Here is a 17,991-nt window from a genome sequence, read left to right as displayed (position 1 = left end):
GTCAGGTTTCGAGCAGACGGCGGCCTGCGGCGAGCAGGGCGGCGTCCTCCTGCGGAGGGTGGACGCGGACGCAGAGCACGTCGCGCAGGTGTCGTTCGAGCTGGTTGCGCCGGGACAGCGCCGGGTTGCCGAGAGCCGCGACCGCGGTCTGCACGGCTGCCACGACCGAGCGGGCGATCGCGACCTTGATCACCGGCAGCTGCGGGAGGATCGACTCGTCCCCGGCCTCGACGCGCAGAAGCGCGCCGTGCAGCAGGGTTTCGGCCTGCGCGATCTGCAGGTCGATCTCGCCGGCCACCGACTGGATCCGCTCGGTCGTGGCGATGGGCCTCCCGAGCGCGGCGGGCACGCGGGTGCGGGCGAACTCCCGGAACGCCTGCCGGGCCGCCCTGGCGGCCCCGATGTAGAGCGCGGGGTGGCCGAAACTGCCGGGCCCGGCCATGGCCGCCGGATCCCGGTAGACGCCGTCCGCCCCGCGCGGGATCTCGACGAACGCCTCCTCGGGGAGCTCGACCGCCTCGTAGCGGACATCGTGGGTGTTGGAGGCGCGCAGGCCAAGGTGGTCCCAGGTGTCTACCCAGGTGATGCCGGGCAGGTCGCCGGGGACGATCACGTGACCGACGCGCGGGGCGGCGGGGTCGCCGTCCGGCTCGTCGGCAACCGCCCACACCACGTGGTAGGCCAGTGCCGCGCCGCCCGTCGCGTAGGACTTGTGCCCGTCGAGCACCCAGCCGGACCGGCTTCGCCTGACGGTCGTCTTCGGCAGACCGCCGCGGGCCGGGGCGCCGAGCTCCGGCTCGGCCCGGATCGCGTTGACCGGCGCGGGCCCGGCTGCCGAACGCCGCAGCACGTCGTCGTAGAGATCCTTCGGCCAATGCCCGTTCGCGGCCTGGGTGGCATGCGCGGCAAGGGTGTTCGCCACGATCAGCGCGACCGAAGGGTCACCCTCGCCGAGTGCGATCAGGATGCGGGCCGTCTCGCGCGGCCCCAAACCGGGGCCGCCGTACTGCCGTCCGACGGAGGCGGTGAACAGGCCGGCGCGGTGGGCGGCTTCCAGGCCACGCACCGGCACGGCACCGCTCCGGTCGTAGGCCGCTGCCGTCTCGGCGACCTCGGCCGTGACCGCGGCGAGAGTCTCGTCGGTGAGATCCGGGACGGGGAGGTCGTGGGCCGGTTGCGGCTCGCTGTCGGTGGGCAGGTTGCGGGTCGCGGTGTTCGTCACGCCTGACCTGCCGTGGCGTAGCGCCGGTAGTCCTCGGCGTAGTTGCCGAGGTGCTCGGCCTGGAGCGTCCCCCGCCTGCCGGTCGCCTTGCGGTGGGCGAGTTCCTGGTGCACCAGCGGGAGCACGTGGCGGCCGTAGTCGACGGCGTCGGCGAGCGTGTCGTAGCCCCGGATGCTCACCAGGCTCGCTCCGCGGTCGATGTAGTCGAGGATCGCGGCAGCCACCGTCTCGGGAGACCCCACAAGAGCCGTTGACGCCCCGGCCGCGTTGGTGACGGCGGCGGTCCGAGTCCACAGTGCCCGGTCGTAGAGTTCGGCCTTCTCCGCGAAGGAAAGCGCCCGCTGCGAGCCGACGTTTTCGGGCGCGCCCTGCTGGTGGCGCTGCTTGCCGAAGGCCGACTTGCTGAAGGTCTCGGAGATCTTGGCGACGTAGGAGTGCGCCTTCTGCCAGGCCAGTTCGTCGGTCTGCGCGATGATCGGGCGGAAGGTCACCCAGATGCGGGGGACAGTGGTGCGGCCCGCGGCGCGGGCGATCGCGTGGACGCGCTCGATCTCGCCGCGGAGGTCGTCCAGCGGCTCGCCCCAGAAGCTGAAGATGTCGGCCTTCTCACCACCGATCCGGAAAGCCTCCTCGGACTGCCCGCCGATGGAGATCGGGATGGGGGAGCCGTGGGGCGCGAAGCCGGGGCCGAAGTCGTCGAACTGGTAGAACTCGCCCTCGTGGCTGAACGGAGCGGGCTCGGTCCAGGCACGCCGCAGCAGGTCGATGTACTCCGAGGTGCGGCGGTAGCGGCGGTCCTTGGGGAGGTAGTCGCCCTGGCGGGCCTGCTCGGCGTCGTTGCCGCCCGAGATGAGGTGGACGACGGCTCTGCCTTCGGTGAGCTGGTCCAGGGTGGCGAGCTTCTGGGCGGCGACCAGCGGGAAGGTGGTGTTGGGGCGGAGCGCGACGATCGGCTTGATCCGCTCGGTGAGCTGGCCGACGGCCGAGGCGACGACGAACGAGTCGGCGGTGGAGGAGCCGTAGGGCAGCAGCGTGTAGTCGAAGCCGCCCTCCTCGAGGGAGCGGACGTAGGTGCGGAAGTAGTTCAGGTCGATGCCCCGGGTCCGGATCGGGTTCAGCTCCGTCGACGGGTTCAGGTGCGACAGGCTGATGAACTCGACTTCCTCGGAGGCGGTCCCGGGGATCGTCTGGTCGAAGGCGGGTGCGCTGGTCATGGCGGATCCTGTCCCTGTTTTCGTTGCTGTGTCGCGCTTTTTGCCGCGCTTTCAGGAGAGTCCGCAGCCGCGACTTGCCGGCTCGGGTCTGGTTCGACCGTATGGCGATGCCGGACCCGGCGTCCAAGACAGGCGCGCGATCAATACCGATAGCCCCGCGTTATCGGCGCCCGCCAGGGCCGCGGTCAGGCTCCTCGGGCCGCGTTGCGCGCGGTCGGCACCAGCTGGAGGTGCGGTCGCTGCGCGAAGAACTCCACACCGGCCGAGAGCGCGGTCTGCTCCACCTCAGCCGCCAGACCGCGACGGGCGACCATCCGCAGATGCGTCGTCCCGGCGTCGGGCAGCTCGCCGGGCACGGTCAGCCCCGACGGTCGGCCGCCGACGCTGGGCAGGAGCGCGACGCCGAGACCGGCTCGAACACCGGCGAGCACGCCTTCGAGCGTCGTGGACTGGGCGGCGACCTCAACGCGGTGACCATCGGCGGACAGGACCGACAGCGCCCGCTCGCGGAGGCCGCACGGCTCCTCGAAAGCGATGAGCGGCCACGCCTCGCCGGGCGCGGGCGGCGTCCAGCCGCGTGCGGCGTACCAGACCAGCGGCAGCCGGCCGACGAGCCGCCCGGCGCCCTGGCCGTTGGGATCGAGGACGAAGGCGAAGTCGACCGTGCCCTTGCCCACGTCCTCGGCGAGCTGGGTGGAACGGCCGATCTCGAAACGAGTGGCGCAGTCGGGGAACGCGGCCCGCAGCGCCCTGATCATCTCCGGCAGGATCTGCTCGGCGCTGTGCTCGGTGGAGCCGACGACGATCGTCCGGGTGCGCTCGGCCTTGAGCCGCCGCAGCGAGGCGTCGTGGACCTCGATGATCCGCCGCGCCTCGGCCAGGACCCGCTCGCCCTCGTGGGTGAAGCGCATGTTCCGCCCGTCGCGTTCGAAGAGCTTGCGCTTGAGGCCGCGTTCGAGGAGCCGGACGTGCTGGCTCAGCGCGGGCTGACTGATGTGGCGCACTGCCGCGGCCTTGCTGAACCCGCCGCACTCGGCGATCGCGACGAGCGTGCGCAAGTGGTCGAGGTCGAGCGAGTTGGTCATGCCCCGATTAGAGCCGATCAGCGCGATGTCCGAGATGCCTGACCGGCATGTGGGACGCCGACCGGTCGTCCACCCATCACGTTCCCGCATGTGCGGTGATCGCGAATGACTCTTGGACGCACTGCCGGATCCGAGGTGAGGGTGCGAGGGTGACCACTCGAACGATCTCCACCAGCCCCCTCGTCGGCGTGTGGGACGAACCCGACGGTCTCGCCCCGCGCGGAACGGTCGTCGTGCTCACCGGGCGGGGAGAGACTCCCTTGTCCTATCAGCGCTTCGGCCGCAGGCTCGCAGCCGACGCCTACCGGGTGCGCGTGGTCGGGGTCGACCTCGACGACCTTGAGACCGCCCGGAAGGAGGCCCGGACGTTGCTCGGCGACGACGACCTGCCCGCGCCGAAGGTGCTGGTCGGCTCCGACTCGGGAGCGGCGTACGCCGCCCGGCTGGCCGATGAGCTGGACCTGGTCGACGGCGTGGTGCTGGCCGGGCTGGCGCTGCCCGGCAGCGCCGTGGTCGGGCGCTGGGAGGACGAGCTTGAGGCCCGCACCGCGTGTCCCGCTCATCGGCGGGTCATCGGCGGCGACGACGGATTCGCCCGCGGGCAGCTCGCCCGTCCAGTGCCGTCCGACTGGGTTGTGCACGCTCCCGCGAAGCCGTCCCTCGTGCTCCACGGCAGCGCCGACCCCGTCACGCCCTCGGCCGCGGCATTCGCGCCCTTCCTCGACGTGGAGACCGCGCGGCTGAGGATCGTCGCCGGTGGACGCCATGACGTCCTGAACGACGTCTCGCATCGTTCGGTGGCCGCGACCGTCGTCCTCTTCCTCGAGAGCCTGAGACTCGGCGGCGAACTGCCCGCCATCGTGGGGGATGTCCAGGGCTGATGGGCTTTCTCGACGAGCTCCGCAACACCGTCGCCGGCGTGTCCACCTCCCCGGCCGACTTGGCCGCCGCGGCCCGGGACCGCTCGGGCGCGAGCCCCGACGGGCTGCCGCTCGCAGTCGTGCGGGCCGCCGCCGTCGACGGGGTCCAGGACACTCTCCGGTTGGCCAACGAGCACGGCGTTCCGGTCGTCCCGCGCGGCGCCGGCACCGGACTCGCCGGCGGCGCGCTCGCGGGCCGGGGCACTGTGGTCCTGGACCTCAGCCTGCTGAACCGGATCGTCGAGATCGACCCGGACGACGAGCTCGCCGTGGTCGAACCCGGTGTGATCACCGCGGCGCTGGACCGGGCAGCGCAGGAGTACGGCCTGCGTTACGCGCCCGACCCGGCCAGCGCGGAGATCTCGACCATCGGCGGCAACATCGCGTCGAACGCGGGCGGCATGCGCTGCGTCAAGTACGGCGTCACCCGGGAGGCGGTCCTGGGGCTGGATGTCGTGCTTGCCGACGGCAGGCTCATCAACACGGGTCGGCGCACCGTCAAGGGCGTCTCCGGCCTCGACCTCACCGCCCTCTTCGTCGGCTCGGAGGGAACGCTGGGCGTGGTCGTCGGCGCGGCACTACGACTGCGACCGCTTCCCGAGCGCACGCTGACTGCGGCTGCGGCCTACGACGACGTCGAGGCGGCGGCCCGGGCGTGCAGCGAGCTCGCCCGCGCCCGCCGTGAGCCGAGCCTGCTTGAACTGCTCGACGGCGCCACCCTCGGCGTCATCGACCGCGCGCAGGGGAGCGACTTCGCGGCGCGCGGGCAGGCGCTGGTGATCGCGCAGGCCGACGGGCCGGCGGCGGAGGAGGAGATCGCGGCGATCGCCGACGTGCTGGGCAAGCAGGCCACGTGGTCGGAGCGGGGTGTCGATCCTGAGTCGTCCGAGCGCCTGCTGTTCGCCCGCCGTCGGGCGTTGCCGTCGATCGAGCGGTTCGGCCGCGCGCTCATCGAGGACATCTGCGTGCCGCGGTCACGGCTCGCCGACGCCTTCCGAGGCGTCGAGCGCATCGCCCGCGCGCACGACGTGGACATCTACACCTTCGCCCACGCCGGCGACGGCAACCTCCATCCGATCGTCGCCTACGACGCCGGCTCGCCGGAGCCGCCCGCCGCCGTGCGGCGTGCCGGGGACGACCTGTTCGCGCTCGCGCTTGAGCTCGGCGGGACCGTCACCGGTGAGCACGGCATCGGCCTGCTCAAGCGGGACTGGCTCGCGCGCGAGGTCGGCCCGGACGTCCTCGGGGTCCACGGCGCGGTCAAGGCAGCGCTGGACCCGCGCGGAATCCTCAACCCGGGCAAGGGATTTTGACACCCCTGAAAACGGGACGGCCGGTCATGAAGCGCGGGAGTTGAGGACGCAGTCGACGGCCGTATAGAGGGTGTCGGTTTCGGACTTCAGGATTGACTCCTCGGCGGGCAGTGCTCGCTCGATCGAGAGTCCGTTGAGGACAGTGAGCAGGAATCGCACATGTCGTGCGTGGTCTCCCTTGGGGAGTGCGCCTTCGTCAGCGAGAACCGTCAGCCAGTACTCGACGCGGCGCCACCCTTCCCGTTCCATGGCGAGATACGCCGCGCGCACCTCTTCGGTCGGGTCGGGCGCGATGAACGTCTGGTACGCCTTGCTCCACGCCTCTCGTGCTTTCTCCCCCACGCCGGCAGGGGCGAGCACTTGCCGGAGACAGTCGACCAGTCGGTCCCGGGCGGGGCGCGATCGGTCCTGAATCGGGTCGTCGGGGAACACCTGGTCGTAAATCCTGGCGAGCACCGTGTCCTGCAGCGCGCGCTGGGTTGGGAAGTGGAACCTGAGCGAGCCGGTGCTCACCCCGGCTCGTGCCGCGACCGCACGCACGCTCAGCCTCGCGGTCGCATCCTCGGCGACCATCGCCACCGCAGCCGCGATGACCTTCTCCCGTGAGCCGATGCTCCTGTCTTCCTGGGTCACCATCTCACCTCCCAACACATCGTACTAGTACGCCGTGCTACTGTCGGCGCTAGCACAGTGTGTTAGTGGGATGCGGTGCACGGAAGCCAGAGGGGGAAACGTGATGGGGGACTGGCGGCAGCGGCGGGCAGCCAAGCGCATTGAAGACGGAGGCTCCCCGCGGCATTCCCGGTCGAGGGCGGCACCATCGAGGTGGCGATGAGCTCCTACGGGATCAAGCGCTGCCACTACGTCACCACCGTCGGCGCGGAGCGGCAGCTCGCCCCTGACCCGAAGTCCGCCGAGGGACGCCGTGCCCGCCTTGATCGCGAGCACCCGGCACTGAGCCGCTCGATCGGCTTCTTCTCGGTGATGATGCTCCTTGTCGGCGTGGGCCTGAACCTGCTGCAGATCGCCGAACCGGTTTCGCGGATCCCTCCGATCGCGGAGAGCATCGGACGTTTCGAATCGCCGATCCACCTGCCGCTCTGGCTCAACATCGCGCTCGCCCTCGGGGCCTTGCTGGGAAGCATGGAGCGGGCACTTCGGCTGCGCTACAACCCCCTGCTCGACAAGTTGGCGCACTGACCACACAAAATGAGAGGAAACCAGGGCCACGATGATCAAGCCGAATTGGCTGCTCAGCCCGGGCGGGCCCAAGAACGCGGCGTCGGTTCCGGCCGGAGTGGAATACCACCGTGTGCTTGCGGGCGAAAAACGCCGCATCGTTCGTGGCATCTTCGCGATCGTGCTTCTGGCGGCGGGGCTCGTCATCTTCCCCACGGCTATCGGTATGGCGGTTGCGCAAATCGACGTACGGATGGGCAACACCCCTCCGATCCTGGGTGGTACCGACTACACGCCGCTCTACCACGCCAGCTCCATGATCTCCCTCGGCTTGCTCATGCCGTGGAGCGCGCTCATCCAGCGGTGGCTCTATGGCGTGCCCGGCGCATCGCTGCGCTCCGTGACATCGCGGTTCCGTTTCGACCTGTTCGGCAAATCGCTCCTGGTCTTCGGTCCCATGTGGATGGTCGTGATCGTGCTCGGATTTGTCACGCCCGGTGCGGAGGCTCCTTGGTCGCATACCGACCTCATCGCCATCTTCATCGCCACGCTGCTCCTCACACCGCTGCAGACGACCGGCGAGGAGTACGGCGTGCGTGGGCTGATCTTCCGCGTTGTTGGAAGCTGGGCCCGCGGGCCACGGGCGGGACTGGTCGCCGGAGTCCTGGTTTCGAGCGTGCTGTTCACCGCGGCCCACGGCTCAACCGACCCGTACATCATCGTGTGGTACTTCGTGCTTTGGACCTCGCTGGCGATCATCACCTGGCGCACGGGCGGCCTTGAGATCGCGGCCATGCTCCACGCCGTCCTCAACACGGTCTCCTTCATCGTGGCCCCGTATCTTCGTGCGGACCTCGGAGCCCAGCTGCAGGACCGCTCCGCCGGCGTGGGCACGCCGTACCAGCTTGTCCCCACCGCCGCTGTCATCGTTATCACCGCGATCGTCTGGTGGTGCACCCGAAAGACGGGACCACTGCGTACCCCCTCGGCGGGACCGCCCGAATCGTCAACACCCTCGACAAAGTCCGCGCGAGCCCGGGGTGCCGAGCTCATCTGTCGTGATGTGCCGTCGGGCTAGCTTCGGTGGTGGTCTGCAAGGTAATCGCGAAGCCGGGTATGGCGGAATTGGTAGACCGCACCTGTGGTGCGTAGTACGCCGCGAGCGTTGGCGTCTTCGAGGAAACGTTTTGGCCGCCACGGCAAGCGGCCGGTCAGTGGCAGCCACAGGCGCGCGAACATCAGCCAGCTCCCCCACGAAGAGGACGCCAAGCCCCACATTCCCAACAGGAACCCGAACGCGATCCCGTACGGGAGTTTCGTGCCCGCGTAGGAAAGCCCGAACCCAAGCACGATCGTCGTGGTCGTTCGGACGAGTGCGACCGCTCGGTCACGGCTCAAGAGCGTCCACGGGGCAGTGGCGTGGGGGTCGTAGGAATCTCCGAGAGCCAACACGATGACCATTGCGAACCCGACCATGAGCCCAACCGCGAGCTCGAAAATGAGCCCGAACGCGACCCCGATCACAATTACGAGCACAAGCCCGCTGGTGAACTCGGACCTGGATTTCTTGTGGTGCGACAACCAGGAGCGCGGTTCACGGTCTCGCCATCGTGGGCCCAGGCGTAGTCGTTCCGGTCCCCGTTCCGCGAGCCAGCGATAGAAGACCACTTCGAACCCGAGCCCGAACACGAGTCCCATCGTGAGCCCGGACACGAGTCCCATCTTGAGCCCAGCCGCGAGCCCGATGCAGAGCCCGGCCGCGAGCCCGGAGACGGCCGCGGTGACGAGGATGCGCGTACGGCGGTGGAGGGTTGCGGGCAGGTACCACCAGGTGAGGTCGTGGGTGTCGCGTTGGGTGAGGTGGGTGGCGAGGTAACCGAGCCAGTGGCGGGCTCGGTCGGGGTCCCAGTTCGGGTCTCGTGCGCTGCGCTGGCCGGCGTCGCTGCGGGCATAGACGGTGTCGAGGTAGGCGTCCAGGAGGTGATCTTCCACAGCCGTAGCGATGGGGAAGCGTTGGATGTCCAGGAGATCGTGGGGATCGTGGTCAGGGGTGTCGTTATAGACGGTGCGGGCGAGCATGACCATCAGCGGTGTGGTCAGGACGCGGGTGAGGTTCTGGCTGGCGGTCTGATCGGGTTGCGTGTTCAACCGGTCGAACACCGCGTCCCATTCCCGGCTGCGGGACTTGCTGGCACTCAGGCGTAAGAACCGGTGGGCCTCCTCGCGGGCGACGGCCTGGAGTTCGATGGCCGCGGCACGGCCGACTGCTTTGACCGCGTGAGCAGCCTCGCGGTATTCGTCTGGGCGGCTGGTGACGACCAACGGATAGTCGATGTTGCTGATCTTGCTGATCGCGGCACGGTGATGCTGGTGTGAGATCTCGTCGAAGCCGTCCAGGACCGGAAGGATCAGTTTCTCCTTGACGAGGACTTCGGCCTGTGTCTCGCCCGTGACGGGATTCTTGTCGTGCAGGAACCCGAAGTCCCGGAGGAGTTGCTGGATCAACCAGGGCTGGAGATCGGTCGAGTCGGGGTTCCAGCCGCTGAGGCTGAACAGCGCCGGCACCGGCCCGGTGACGCCGTCGGTGTCAAGCAGGTCGAGAATCAGGCGGTGGGCGAGCACGGTCTTGCCCGCCCCGGCCTGCCCCACGATCACCAGTCGCTTCGAGCGAACGGCCTGGTAGGTTTCCCGGACGGCCGTGAAGTGCCCCTCCAGGGGCACGGGCTCGTTGCTGTCGTGGATGTTCTCCCAGTGATCGACCAGGTCGTCGTCGGCGGTGCACCACTGCACCGACAACGCGCCAGAACCGCTGATTCCCCACTTCTGCACTACCCCTGTGCTGGCGTCCCGGACCGCGCGGGCCAGACGCCAGACGGCCTCGCGCAGCGACTCGTCCGCACTCTGCGGAGCAGGCGGTTGCTGCCACACCAGGTCGCCATGCACCTTGCCGATCTGGAGAACACTCCTGCCCCCAGGACCCGTGAGCTCGTTACGGATCTCATCGCCCTTCGCCACATCGTGCAGTGTGCCGCACGTGCCTGCGCACCGTGCATGATCACAACTGGATCCCCCAAACCGACTCTGAAAACGGACCTTGAGGGAAACCTGTTACGCACCATCCCTTCCCGGCTCACACCGGAAGATCTCGCAACATTGACGATGCGAGGAGCACGCCCAGTCTCCCCACCGCCCCACCGCCTGCGGGATCGCTGCGCGTCCAGCGACGAGTCCAGGCGAAGAAATCGCCGTCCGCCCCAACCGCAACCACGAACCCATCACACGGCTCTACACCACCGGGAAAGGCGCCAAACCCGACTGACCGGTGTTAAGCATCTCCTGAGCACAAACGGTCAATGATCACCTGTTTGTGCCAGGCACCATGGGAACGACGCTGTTGCGGGATGCGGGGAGGTACGTTTCAAGCCCTGCCCCGGGCAAGTACCTCGGAAATGCGCGACCGGATCGCGATGACTCCAGACGCGATCACTGGAGCCATCGTTCGCGTCGGCGGCGCTGCTGCGGCCGTTGCGCTCGGTGCCGGACGACCGCATCGCCAGTGCCGCCGAGACGGTTTCCGGAGCACGTCCCCTTTGCCCGTCCGGAATTCCGCTCAGCGCACGGCTGCCCGGAGCAGGCGGGACCGGACGGCGTTCTCCTGCTCCTTGGCCGTGCCCGTCGAGTCGACGGGCACGGACATGACCAGCCCGGCGGCGCCCTGGACCCAGCCGCGGTCGTCGTAGCTGTCGACCTCGACCGGAATGCCGTTGCGCATCAGGGGAAGATGCGCGCGCAGCGCGGGTTCGAAGCCCGGCTGCCAGTGCTTCCACGCGGGGGTTCCCTCTCCGTGGAGCACGACCGTCTCCGGGTCGACCACGTTGACCAGCCCGGCCACCGCGCGCCCCAGGATTTCCCCGGCGTCGCGGAAGATCTCCTGCGCCTCGGTGTCGCCCCGGTCGGCTGCCGCGCGCAGTTCCGCGATGCCGTGGTCCGGCGCCAGGATTCCACGTCCGTGCGCCTCGGCCAGCAGTGCGCGGTCGCCGATGATCGCCTCCAGGCAGCCGCGGTTGCCGCACACGCACTGCGGACCGGACGGGTCGACCGGGGTGTGCCCGAGTTCCCCGGCGTCGCCGTGCGCGCCCCGGTACACGCTGCCGTTGGCGATGATCGCCGCGCCGATGCCGACGCCGATGGTGACGATGAGGAAGTCGCGGTGCGTTCGTCCCCGTCCGTAGAGGCGCTCGGCGACCGCGAGCGCGTTCACGTCGTTGTCCACCAGCACCGGCAGCCCGAGGCTCGCGCGCAGCCGCCGGCCCAGCGGCAGCCCCCGCCAGCCGAGGATGTCGGCGTTGACCACGCCTTCGCCGGGATCGCTGACCCCGCCCGGGACGCCGACGCCGACGCCCAGCAGCGAGTCGGCGCCACCCTCGCACTTCTCGGCGACCGCGAGCAGGGTGTCGGTGAGAACGCCGAACGCATCGGCCGACCCGGGGTCGAAGTCGTGCTCGACGACTTCGCGGACGGTGCCGTCGAGCGCCACGTCGGCGATCGCCAGGTGGTCGGGGGTGACCTTGACGCCGAGCGCGTGCGGGGCCGTGCCCGCCAGGCCGAGCGGCTGCACGGGACGGCCGCCGCGGGAGGGCGCCGGGGCCAGCTCCTCCAGCAGGCCCTGCGCCAGCATCTCCTTGGTCAGCTGGGTGACCGTCGCGGCGCTGAGCTCCAGCCGCTGGGCGATCTCGGACCGGCTCAGTGAGCCGGTGGTGCCCGCCAGCGCGAGGATCGCGGCGCGGTGGCGGTCTGCCGCCTGCGAGGTCACCGGGCGTCCCCTTTCGTCAACTTCGAAGAAAGTCTGATGTTAAGAAGGCGGCGACACGGACGTCAAACCTTTAGATCGGCCCGTTTTCGCAGGTGCATCTGCGCTATGGCTGATCAGCTCCGCCTTGGAACCGGTGGCCTGGAGGGTCTTGACGTGGTCGCGGCCACAGCTTACCTTCCCTGTACTTAATTTAACTCCAAAGAAACCGGGCCGTCTCGAGTGGCGGTGAGCGCGACCCGCTCCCGCTGCCGCGGCCCGCCAGCCGCCACCTGATCGTGGCGCGCGGCGCCCGTGCGGGCGCCCGCATCCTGCCGAGTTCGCGACGGTCGTATCGAAGGGGATCGACTTGAGGCTGAGACGTGCGAGCACTGTATCGATCATGATCAGCGGGCTGCTGTTCACCGCGGCCTGCGGCGGTGGGTCCGAGGGCGAGGACAACGCCGGGAAGCTGGAAGGCCGGGGGCCGATCACCTTCGCCACCGGCAAGGACGACACCGGAGCGACGCCCCGCATCGTCGCGGAATGGAACCGGACGCATCCCGGCGAGCCGGTCGAGCTGATCGAACTCCCCGCCTCCGGTGACGACCAGCGCCAGCAGATGATCCAGAACGCTCAGACCAAGTCCGACGCCTTCAGCGTTCTGGACCTCGACAACGTGTGGACCTCGGAGTTCGCCGCGCACCGGTGGATCGTCGAACTGCCGAAGGAGCAGTTCGACCTACCGGCCTTCGTCCCGCCGAACCTGGAGACCGCGCACTACCGAGGGCGGTTGGTCGCCGTTCCGGCCACCTCCGACGGTGCGATGCTCTACTACCGCAAGGACCTGCTGGACCGGGTCGGCGCGGTACCGCCGACGACCTGGGACGAGATGCGGCAGGTGTGCGACCGGGTCCGGACGCTGCCCGAGGCGGCCGGGATGTCGTGCTACATCGGGCAGTTCGAGAAGTACGAGGGGCTGTCCGCCAACTTCGCCGAGGCGATCAACAGCGCGGGCGGCCAGATCGTCGGCGACGACGGCAGGCCGCGCGTGGACACCCCCGAGGCCAGGCGCGGGCTCGACTTCCTGGTCCAGGGATTCCGCTCCGGGACGATCCCGAAGGAGGCCATCGCTTTCAAGGAGCCGGAGTCGCGCCGGGCCTTCCAGGAGGGCGGCGTGGTGTTCAGCCGGTGGTGGCCCTCCCAGTGGTCCAACCTGAGCAAGACCGACGGATCCTCTGCGGTGGCGGGCAAGTTCGCGGTCGCCCCGCTGCCCGGCGCCGACGGTTCCGGCGTCTCCAGCCTCGGGGGGCACAACCTGGCGATCTCGGCCTACGCCGAGAACAAGGCGACCGCGCTGGACTTCATCAAGTTCCGGACCGGCGAGCAGCAGCAGAAGGTGATGCTGGACAGGGGATCCTTCGCGCCCACGCTCAGCTCGGTCTACGACGATCCGGCCCTGCGGGCGAAGTTCCCGTACCTGCCGGTGCTCAAGGAGTCGATCCTCGGCGCCGAACCCAGGCCCCGCGTGGTCGATTACGGCGAGGTCACCCAGGCGGTCCAGGACGAGGTCTACGACGCGCTGCGCGGTGCCAAGACCTCCGAACAGGCATTGGCGGACCTGCAACGACGGCTCGACCTGCTGACCAGGCCGTGACAGAGGAAACCCCATGACGACGACGATGAACAACACGCTGGTCCGCGCTCAGGGCGCGGTGAACCACAAGCGCCCGCCCAGAAGACCCGGCCGCAGGCGCTCCTCCTCGGCACGGCTGGCGGCTGCGCTGGTCTCGCCGACGCTGCTCGTGCTCGGCCTGGTGGCCGTGTACCCGATCCTCGCGGCGCTGCGCCAGTCCTTCTTCACCGAGAGCGAGCGCCTGGACGCTGACGGCTTCGTCATCGACGAGCCGCAGTTCGCCGGGCTGAACAACTACGTCGACGCGATCGTTGGATCGGGTGCGCCCCGGTTCTGGAACGCCCTGGCCAACACCACGTTCTTCACCGTGACCACGGTCGTGCTGGAAGCGGTGCTGGGCATGGTGATGGCGCTGATCATGCACCGCGCCTTCCGGGGTCGCGGCCTGGTGCGCGCCAGCGTCCTGGTGCCGTGGGCGATTCCCACGGCGGTGTCCGGCCTGCTGTGGCGGTGGATCTTCGCGCCGGACGGCATCGCGAACGTGCTGCTGGGACAGCAGATCCTGTGGAGCTCCGACGGCACCGCCGCCAAGTTCGCCGTGATCGTGGCCGAGGTGTGGAAGACCGCGCCGTTCGTCGGGCTGCTGACGCTGGCGGGGTTGCAGATGATCCCGAAGGAGCTCTACGAGGCCGCGACGGTCGACGGCGCCGGGCCGTGGCGGCGGTTCTGGAGCATCACCCTGCCGCTGGTGAAACCGGCCCTGCTGGTGGCGGTGCTGTTCCGGCTGCTGGACTCGCTGCGCATGTTCGACCTGCCGTTCGTGCTGATCGGCCAGCAGAAGCAGTCGGTGGAGACGCTGTCGATGCTGGCGTGGCAGGAGGCCACCAACATCCACTACGGACTCGCGGCGTCCTACGCGACGATCATGTTCGCCTACGTGGCAGTGGTGGCGTTCGCCTTCGTCAAGCTGCTCGGCGCCGACGTCATCGGAGAAGCCCGCAGGAGCAAGCGGAAGGCGGTCACGTCATGACAACCCTGGCGCCGAAGTTCAAGCGCTGGCTCCCCATGCTGGGCATCGCGGTCATCGTGCTGTACTGCCTCGCGCCGTTCTACTGGATGGTGGCCACCGCGTTCCGCCGTCCGTCGGACCAGTTCGACAACTTCCCCGTCCCGCGCGTGTGGTCGGTCGAGAACTTCCTCGCGGTGTTCGCACCGGGCACGGGGTTCGGCCGGGCGCTGCTCAACAGCCTGTTCGTCGCGGGCTGCACCACGCTGCTGACGCTGGTCATCGGCATCTCGGCGGCCTACGCGCTGGCACGGCTGGAGTTCCGGGGCCGTGCGGTCGTGGTGGCGCTGATCATCGCGTGCAGCATGTTCCCGGGGATCTCGCTGGTGGTGCCGCTGCTGGAGCTGTTCACCGACCTGCGCTGGATCAACACCTACCAGTCGATGATCACGCCCAGCCTGTCGTTCGCGCTGCCGCTGGCGGTGTGGAACCTGACCGCGTTCTTCCGGCAGATGCCGGTGGAACTGGAGCACGCCGCGATGGTCGACGGGTGCACGCCCGCGCAGGCCTTCCGCAAGGTCATCCTGCCGCTGGCCGCTCCCGGCGTGTTCACCACCGCGATCCTGACCTTCATCATGGCGTGGAACGAGTTCATCATCGCGCTGTCCATGGTGAACAAGAAGGAGATGCAGACGGTCACCGTCGCGATCTCGAAGTTCACCGGCGCCCAGGGGTTCGAGCAGCCCTTCGGCACCCAGATGGCCGCCGGAGTCGTGGTCACCGTCCCGCTGGTGATCGCCGTGCTCGTCTTCCAGCGCCGCATCGTCGCCGGGCTCACCGCCGGCGGAGTCAAGTAGCCCCACCACCTTCCGAGGAGAAGCCCCCATGCCCGACTCGATCGAGACGTCCGCGACCCCGTGGTGGCGGGACGCGGTGATCTACCAGGTCTACATCCGCAGCTTCGCCGACGGCAACGGCGACGGGATGGGCGACATCGCGGGTATCCGCTCGCGACTGCCGTACCTGCGCGATCTCGGCGTCGACGCGATCTGGATCAACCCGTGGTACGTCTCGCCGCAGGCCGACGCCGGCTACGACGTGGCCGACTTCCGCGACATCGACCCGCGCTTCGGCTCGCTGGCCGAGGCCGAGCGGCTGATCGGCGAAGCCCACGAGCACGGGATCAAGGTCATCCCCGACATCGTGCCCAACCACACCTCCGACCGGCACGAGTGGTTCCAGGCGGCACTGGCCGCCGGGCCGGGAAGCCCGGAGCGGCAGCGCTACGTGTTCCGGCCGGGGCGCGGCCCGGACGGTTCGCTGCCGCCGAACAACTGGCAGTCCTGCTTCCGGGGCCCGGCCTGGACCCGGGTGCCCGACGGCGAGTGGTACCTGCACCTGTTCGCCCCCGAGCAGCCCGACCTGAACTGGGCGCACCCGGAGGTGCGCGCGGAGTTCGAGTCGATCCTGCGGTTCTGGTTCGACCGGGGCGTCGACGGCTTCCGCATCGACGTCGCCCACGGCCTGACCAAGGACCCCGAGCTGCCGGACGTCGTGGCGCCGCAGGGGTCCGGGTACGTCTACCCCGACGGTGAGCACCCGCACTGGGACCGCGACGACGTGCACGAGATCTACCGGAGCTGGCGGCGGATCGCCGATTCCTACGACGGCGACCGCAAGTTCGTCGCCGAGGCGTGGGCGGACACGCCCCGCCGACTGGCCAACTACGTGCGCGAGGACGCCCTGCACACCGCGTTCAACTTCGACTTCCTGCAGTGCCCCTGGGACGCCGGGCGGCTGCGCGAGGTCATCGACACGACCACGACCAACCTGAACTCCGTGGGCGCGCCCGCCACCTGGGTGCTGTCCAACCACGACGTGGTCCGCCACCCGAGCCGCTACGGTCGCCCGGCGGTGGACTGGCTGCCGGGCACCACGTTCCAGCGCGACGGCGAGGTCGACCTCGCGCTCGGCACCCGGCGGGCCCGCGCCGCCGCGCTGCTGTCGCTGTCGCTGCCCGGCGGCGCCTACGTCTACCAGGGCGAGGAACTGGGGCTGCCCGAGGTCGAGGACCTGCCCGACGAACTGCGCCAGGACCCGACCTGGGAGCGTTCCGGTCGCACCGAGCCCGGCCGCGACGGCTGCCGGGTGCCGATCCCGTGGTCCGGGGCCAAGCCGCCGTTCGGCTTCAGCCCGCAGGGCTGCGACGCCCAGCCGTGGCTGCCGCAGCCGGAGTCCTGGGCCGCCCTCACCGCCGAAGCCCAGCAGGGCGACCCGGACTCGATGCTGGAGCTGTACCGGTCGGCGCTGCGCCTGCGCCGCGAGCACCCCGCGCTGGGCGAGGGCGATCTGGTCTGGCAGGAGGCGGATGCCGACGTGCTGTCGTTCCGCCGCACGCCCGGATTCGCCTGCGTGGTCAACCTTTCCGGCGCGCCCGTCGCGCTGCCCGAGCACGACCGCGTGCTGCTCGCCAGCGGTCCGCTCGACGGCGACCGGCTCCCACCCGACACCGCCGTGTGGCTGGCGCTGTGAATTCCGAGCGGAGCAGGAGACCCTGAGATGGCAGGCATCACCTACGACAAGGCGACCCGCAACTACGCCGGAGCCGACCGGCCCGCGGTGGACGAACTGGACCTCGACATCAGCGATGGCGAGTTCCTGGTGCTGGTCGGGCCGTCCGGTTGCGGCAAGTCCACCAGCCTGCGCATGCTGGCCGGGCTGGAAACCGTTGACGCGGGCGCGATCCGCATCGGAGACCACGACGTCACGCACCACTCGCCCAAGGACCGCGACATCGCGATGGTGTTCCAGAACTACGCGCTCTACCCGCACATGACCGTCGCGCAGAACATGGGTTTCGGGCTGAAGATGGCCGGTCGGCCCAAGCACGAGATCCAGCAGCGGGTCGCCGAGGCGGCGAAGCTGCTCGACCTGGAGCAGTACCTGGAGCGCAAGCCCAAGGCGCTGTCGGGCGGTCAGCGCCAGCGGGTGGCGATGGGCCGCGCCATCGTCCGCGAACCGCAGGTCTTCCTCATGGACGAGCCGCTGTCCAACCTGGACGCCAAGCTGCGGGTCTCCACTCGGACCCAGATCGCCGCGCTGCAGCGGCGGCTGGGTGTCACGACCGTCTACGTCACCCACGACCAGGTCGAGGCCATGACGATGGGGGACCGGGTGGCGGTGCTCAACGAGGGCGTTCTGCAGCAGTGCGCGTCGCCGCGCGAGCTCTACGACCGGCCCGCGAACGCGTTCGTGGCCGGGTTCATCGGTTCGCCGGGGATGAACCTGGTCACCTGCGCGGTGACCGAGGGCGGTGCGCGGCTCGGCGACGTGCACGTTCCGCTTCCCCGGGGAGCAAGCGACGACAGGAGCGTCACCGTGGGGTTCCGCCCGGAGGCGGTCGAAGTCGCTCCCGTCGGGAACGAGGCCGTGGTCAAGATCGTCGAGGAGCTCGGTTCGGACGCCTACGCCTACTGCACGCTGACCGAGGGCGGCACCGACGTCGTCGCCCGGGTGGACCCGCGCAGTGCGCCCGCCAAGGGCGAACGGGTCCGGCTGCGGATCGCTCCCGACCAGATCCACGTCTTCTCCGCCTCGACCGGAGAGCGCCTTACCCACAGCTGAGGA

Annotated in this window: 15 protein-coding genes; 9 read left to right on the top strand and 6 right to left on the bottom strand. The window is 69.6% G+C overall.

Going from position 1 to position 17,991, the window contains the following annotated elements:
* Position 1: 1 nt before the first annotated feature.
* From ABD691_RS23180 to ABD691_RS23170, 3 genes are all read right to left on the bottom strand, one after another.
* The gene (locus ABD691_RS23180) at positions 2-1,222 is read right to left on the bottom strand and encodes an acyl-CoA dehydrogenase family protein (RefSeq protein ID WP_344683027.1); all 1,221 of its coding nucleotides are present in this window, start codon (positions 1,220-1,222) and stop codon (positions 2-4) included.
* Positions 1,219-2,436: an LLM class flavin-dependent oxidoreductase gene (locus ABD691_RS23175; RefSeq protein ID WP_344683025.1), complete on the bottom strand. Its 1,218-nt coding sequence runs from the start codon at positions 2,434-2,436 to the stop codon at positions 1,219-1,221. The genes ABD691_RS23180 and ABD691_RS23175 overlap by 4 nt, the downstream gene beginning before the upstream one ends.
* Before the next feature lie 185 nt (positions 2,437-2,621).
* Positions 2,622-3,521, bottom strand: a complete 900-nt coding sequence (locus ABD691_RS23170; RefSeq protein ID WP_344683024.1) for a LysR family transcriptional regulator — start codon at positions 3,519-3,521, stop codon at positions 2,622-2,624.
* Positions 3,522-3,670: 149 nt separating this feature from the next.
* On the opposite strand from ABD691_RS23170, the gene ABD691_RS23165 reads away from it, so the two are divergent.
* Together ABD691_RS23165 and ABD691_RS23160 are read left to right on the top strand one after the other, a co-directional pair.
* Positions 3,671-4,402 (top strand): alpha/beta hydrolase, encoded by a 732-nt coding sequence (locus ABD691_RS23165; protein ID WP_344683023.1) that lies wholly within the window; start codon positions 3,671-3,673, stop codon positions 4,400-4,402.
* A complete protein-coding gene (locus tag ABD691_RS23160) occupies positions 4,402-5,754 on the top strand; it encodes an FAD-binding oxidoreductase (RefSeq protein WP_344683021.1) in 1,353 nt (450 codons plus the stop codon). The genes ABD691_RS23165 and ABD691_RS23160 overlap by 1 nt, the downstream gene beginning before the upstream one ends.
* Positions 5,755-5,778: 24 nt before the next feature.
* Here the strand turns inward: ABD691_RS23160 and ABD691_RS23155 are convergent, their stop codons facing one another.
* Positions 5,779-6,390 (bottom strand): TetR/AcrR family transcriptional regulator, encoded by a 612-nt coding sequence (locus ABD691_RS23155; protein ID WP_425565143.1) that lies wholly within the window; start codon positions 6,388-6,390, stop codon positions 5,779-5,781.
* A 195-nt stretch (positions 6,391-6,585) separates the two neighbouring features.
* On the opposite strand from ABD691_RS23155, the gene ABD691_RS23150 reads away from it, so the two are divergent.
* Both ABD691_RS23150 and ABD691_RS23145 read left to right on the top strand, forming a co-directional pair.
* Positions 6,586-6,954: a hypothetical protein gene (locus ABD691_RS23150; protein ID WP_344683018.1), complete on the top strand. Its 369-nt coding sequence runs from the start codon at positions 6,586-6,588 to the stop codon at positions 6,952-6,954.
* Between the two features lie 31 nt (positions 6,955-6,985).
* The gene (locus ABD691_RS23145) at positions 6,986-8,011 is read left to right on the top strand and encodes a CPBP family intramembrane glutamic endopeptidase (RefSeq protein WP_344683017.1); all 1,026 of its coding nucleotides are present in this window, start codon (positions 6,986-6,988) and stop codon (positions 8,009-8,011) included.
* Here ABD691_RS23145 and ABD691_RS23140 read toward each other — a convergent pair.
* Both ABD691_RS23140 and ABD691_RS23135 read right to left on the bottom strand, forming a co-directional pair.
* Entirely contained in the window at positions 8,008-9,948 is a 1,941-nt protein-coding gene (locus ABD691_RS23140; RefSeq protein ID WP_344683016.1) for an NACHT domain-containing protein, read from the bottom strand. The genes ABD691_RS23145 and ABD691_RS23140 overlap by 4 nt on opposite strands.
* Positions 9,949-10,543: 595 nt before the next feature.
* Positions 10,544-11,746, bottom strand: coding sequence for an ROK family protein (locus ABD691_RS23135; RefSeq protein ID WP_344683014.1), 1,203 nt, complete (start codon positions 11,744-11,746; stop codon positions 10,544-10,546).
* Positions 11,747-12,125: 379 nt separating this feature from the next.
* On the opposite strand from ABD691_RS23135, the gene ABD691_RS23130 reads away from it, so the two are divergent.
* The 5 genes from ABD691_RS23130 to ABD691_RS23110 are packed head-to-tail and all read left to right on the top strand — an operon-like array spanning position 12,126 to position 17,988.
* Positions 12,126-13,379 carry an ABC transporter substrate-binding protein gene (locus tag ABD691_RS23130; protein ID WP_344683012.1) on the top strand — a complete coding sequence of 418 codons (1,254 nt, stop codon included), beginning with the start codon at positions 12,126-12,128 and terminating at the stop codon, positions 13,377-13,379.
* 13 nt (positions 13,380-13,392) lie between these two features.
* Entirely contained in the window at positions 13,393-14,388 is a 996-nt protein-coding gene (locus tag ABD691_RS23125; RefSeq protein WP_344683010.1) for a carbohydrate ABC transporter permease, read from the top strand.
* Complete coding sequence (locus ABD691_RS23120; protein ID WP_344683008.1) at positions 14,385-15,221, top strand: carbohydrate ABC transporter permease; 837 nt, start codon at positions 14,385-14,387, stop codon at positions 15,219-15,221. The genes ABD691_RS23125 and ABD691_RS23120 overlap by 4 nt, the downstream gene beginning before the upstream one ends.
* Before the next feature lie 28 nt (positions 15,222-15,249).
* The gene (locus ABD691_RS23115) at positions 15,250-16,896 is read left to right on the top strand and encodes a glycoside hydrolase family 13 protein (protein WP_344683006.1); all 1,647 of its coding nucleotides are present in this window, start codon (positions 15,250-15,252) and stop codon (positions 16,894-16,896) included.
* Positions 16,897-16,923: 27 nt separating this feature from the next.
* Positions 16,924-17,988: an ABC transporter ATP-binding protein gene (locus tag ABD691_RS23110; protein ID WP_344683004.1), complete on the top strand. Its 1,065-nt coding sequence runs from the start codon at positions 16,924-16,926 to the stop codon at positions 17,986-17,988.
* Positions 17,989-17,991 lie beyond the last annotated feature (3 nt).

Source organism: Saccharopolyspora taberi (genome assembly GCF_039534165.1).
GTDB classification, from domain to species: domain Bacteria; phylum Actinomycetota; class Actinomycetes; order Mycobacteriales; family Pseudonocardiaceae; genus Saccharopolyspora_D; species Saccharopolyspora_D taberi.
This window is presented reverse-complemented; position numbering and strand designations above follow the sequence as displayed.

Coding starts and splice junctions, on each gene's coding strand:
- ABD691_RS23150 (WP_344683018.1), top strand. CDS start 6,586: ATGAGCTCCTACGGGATCAAGCGCTGCCACTACGTCACCACCGTCGGC.
- ABD691_RS23170 (WP_344683024.1), bottom strand. CDS start 3,521: ATGACCAACTCGCTCGACCTCGACCACTTGCGCACGCTCGTCGCGATC.
- ABD691_RS23155 (WP_425565143.1), bottom strand. CDS start 6,390: ATGGTGACCCAGGAAGACAGGAGCATCGGCTCACGGGAGAAGGTCATC.
- ABD691_RS23125 (WP_344683010.1), top strand. CDS start 13,393: ATGACGACGACGATGAACAACACGCTGGTCCGCGCTCAGGGCGCGGTG.
- ABD691_RS23160 (WP_344683021.1), top strand. CDS start 4,402: ATGGGCTTTCTCGACGAGCTCCGCAACACCGTCGCCGGCGTGTCCACC.
- ABD691_RS23145 (WP_344683017.1), top strand. CDS start 6,986: ATGATCAAGCCGAATTGGCTGCTCAGCCCGGGCGGGCCCAAGAACGCG.
- ABD691_RS23175 (WP_344683025.1), bottom strand. CDS start 2,436: ATGACCAGCGCACCCGCCTTCGACCAGACGATCCCCGGGACCGCCTCC.
- ABD691_RS23110 (WP_344683004.1), top strand. CDS start 16,924: ATGGCAGGCATCACCTACGACAAGGCGACCCGCAACTACGCCGGAGCC.
- ABD691_RS23120 (WP_344683008.1), top strand. CDS start 14,385: ATGACAACCCTGGCGCCGAAGTTCAAGCGCTGGCTCCCCATGCTGGGC.
- ABD691_RS23115 (WP_344683006.1), top strand. CDS start 15,250: ATGCCCGACTCGATCGAGACGTCCGCGACCCCGTGGTGGCGGGACGCG.
- ABD691_RS23130 (WP_344683012.1), top strand. CDS start 12,126: ATGATCAGCGGGCTGCTGTTCACCGCGGCCTGCGGCGGTGGGTCCGAG.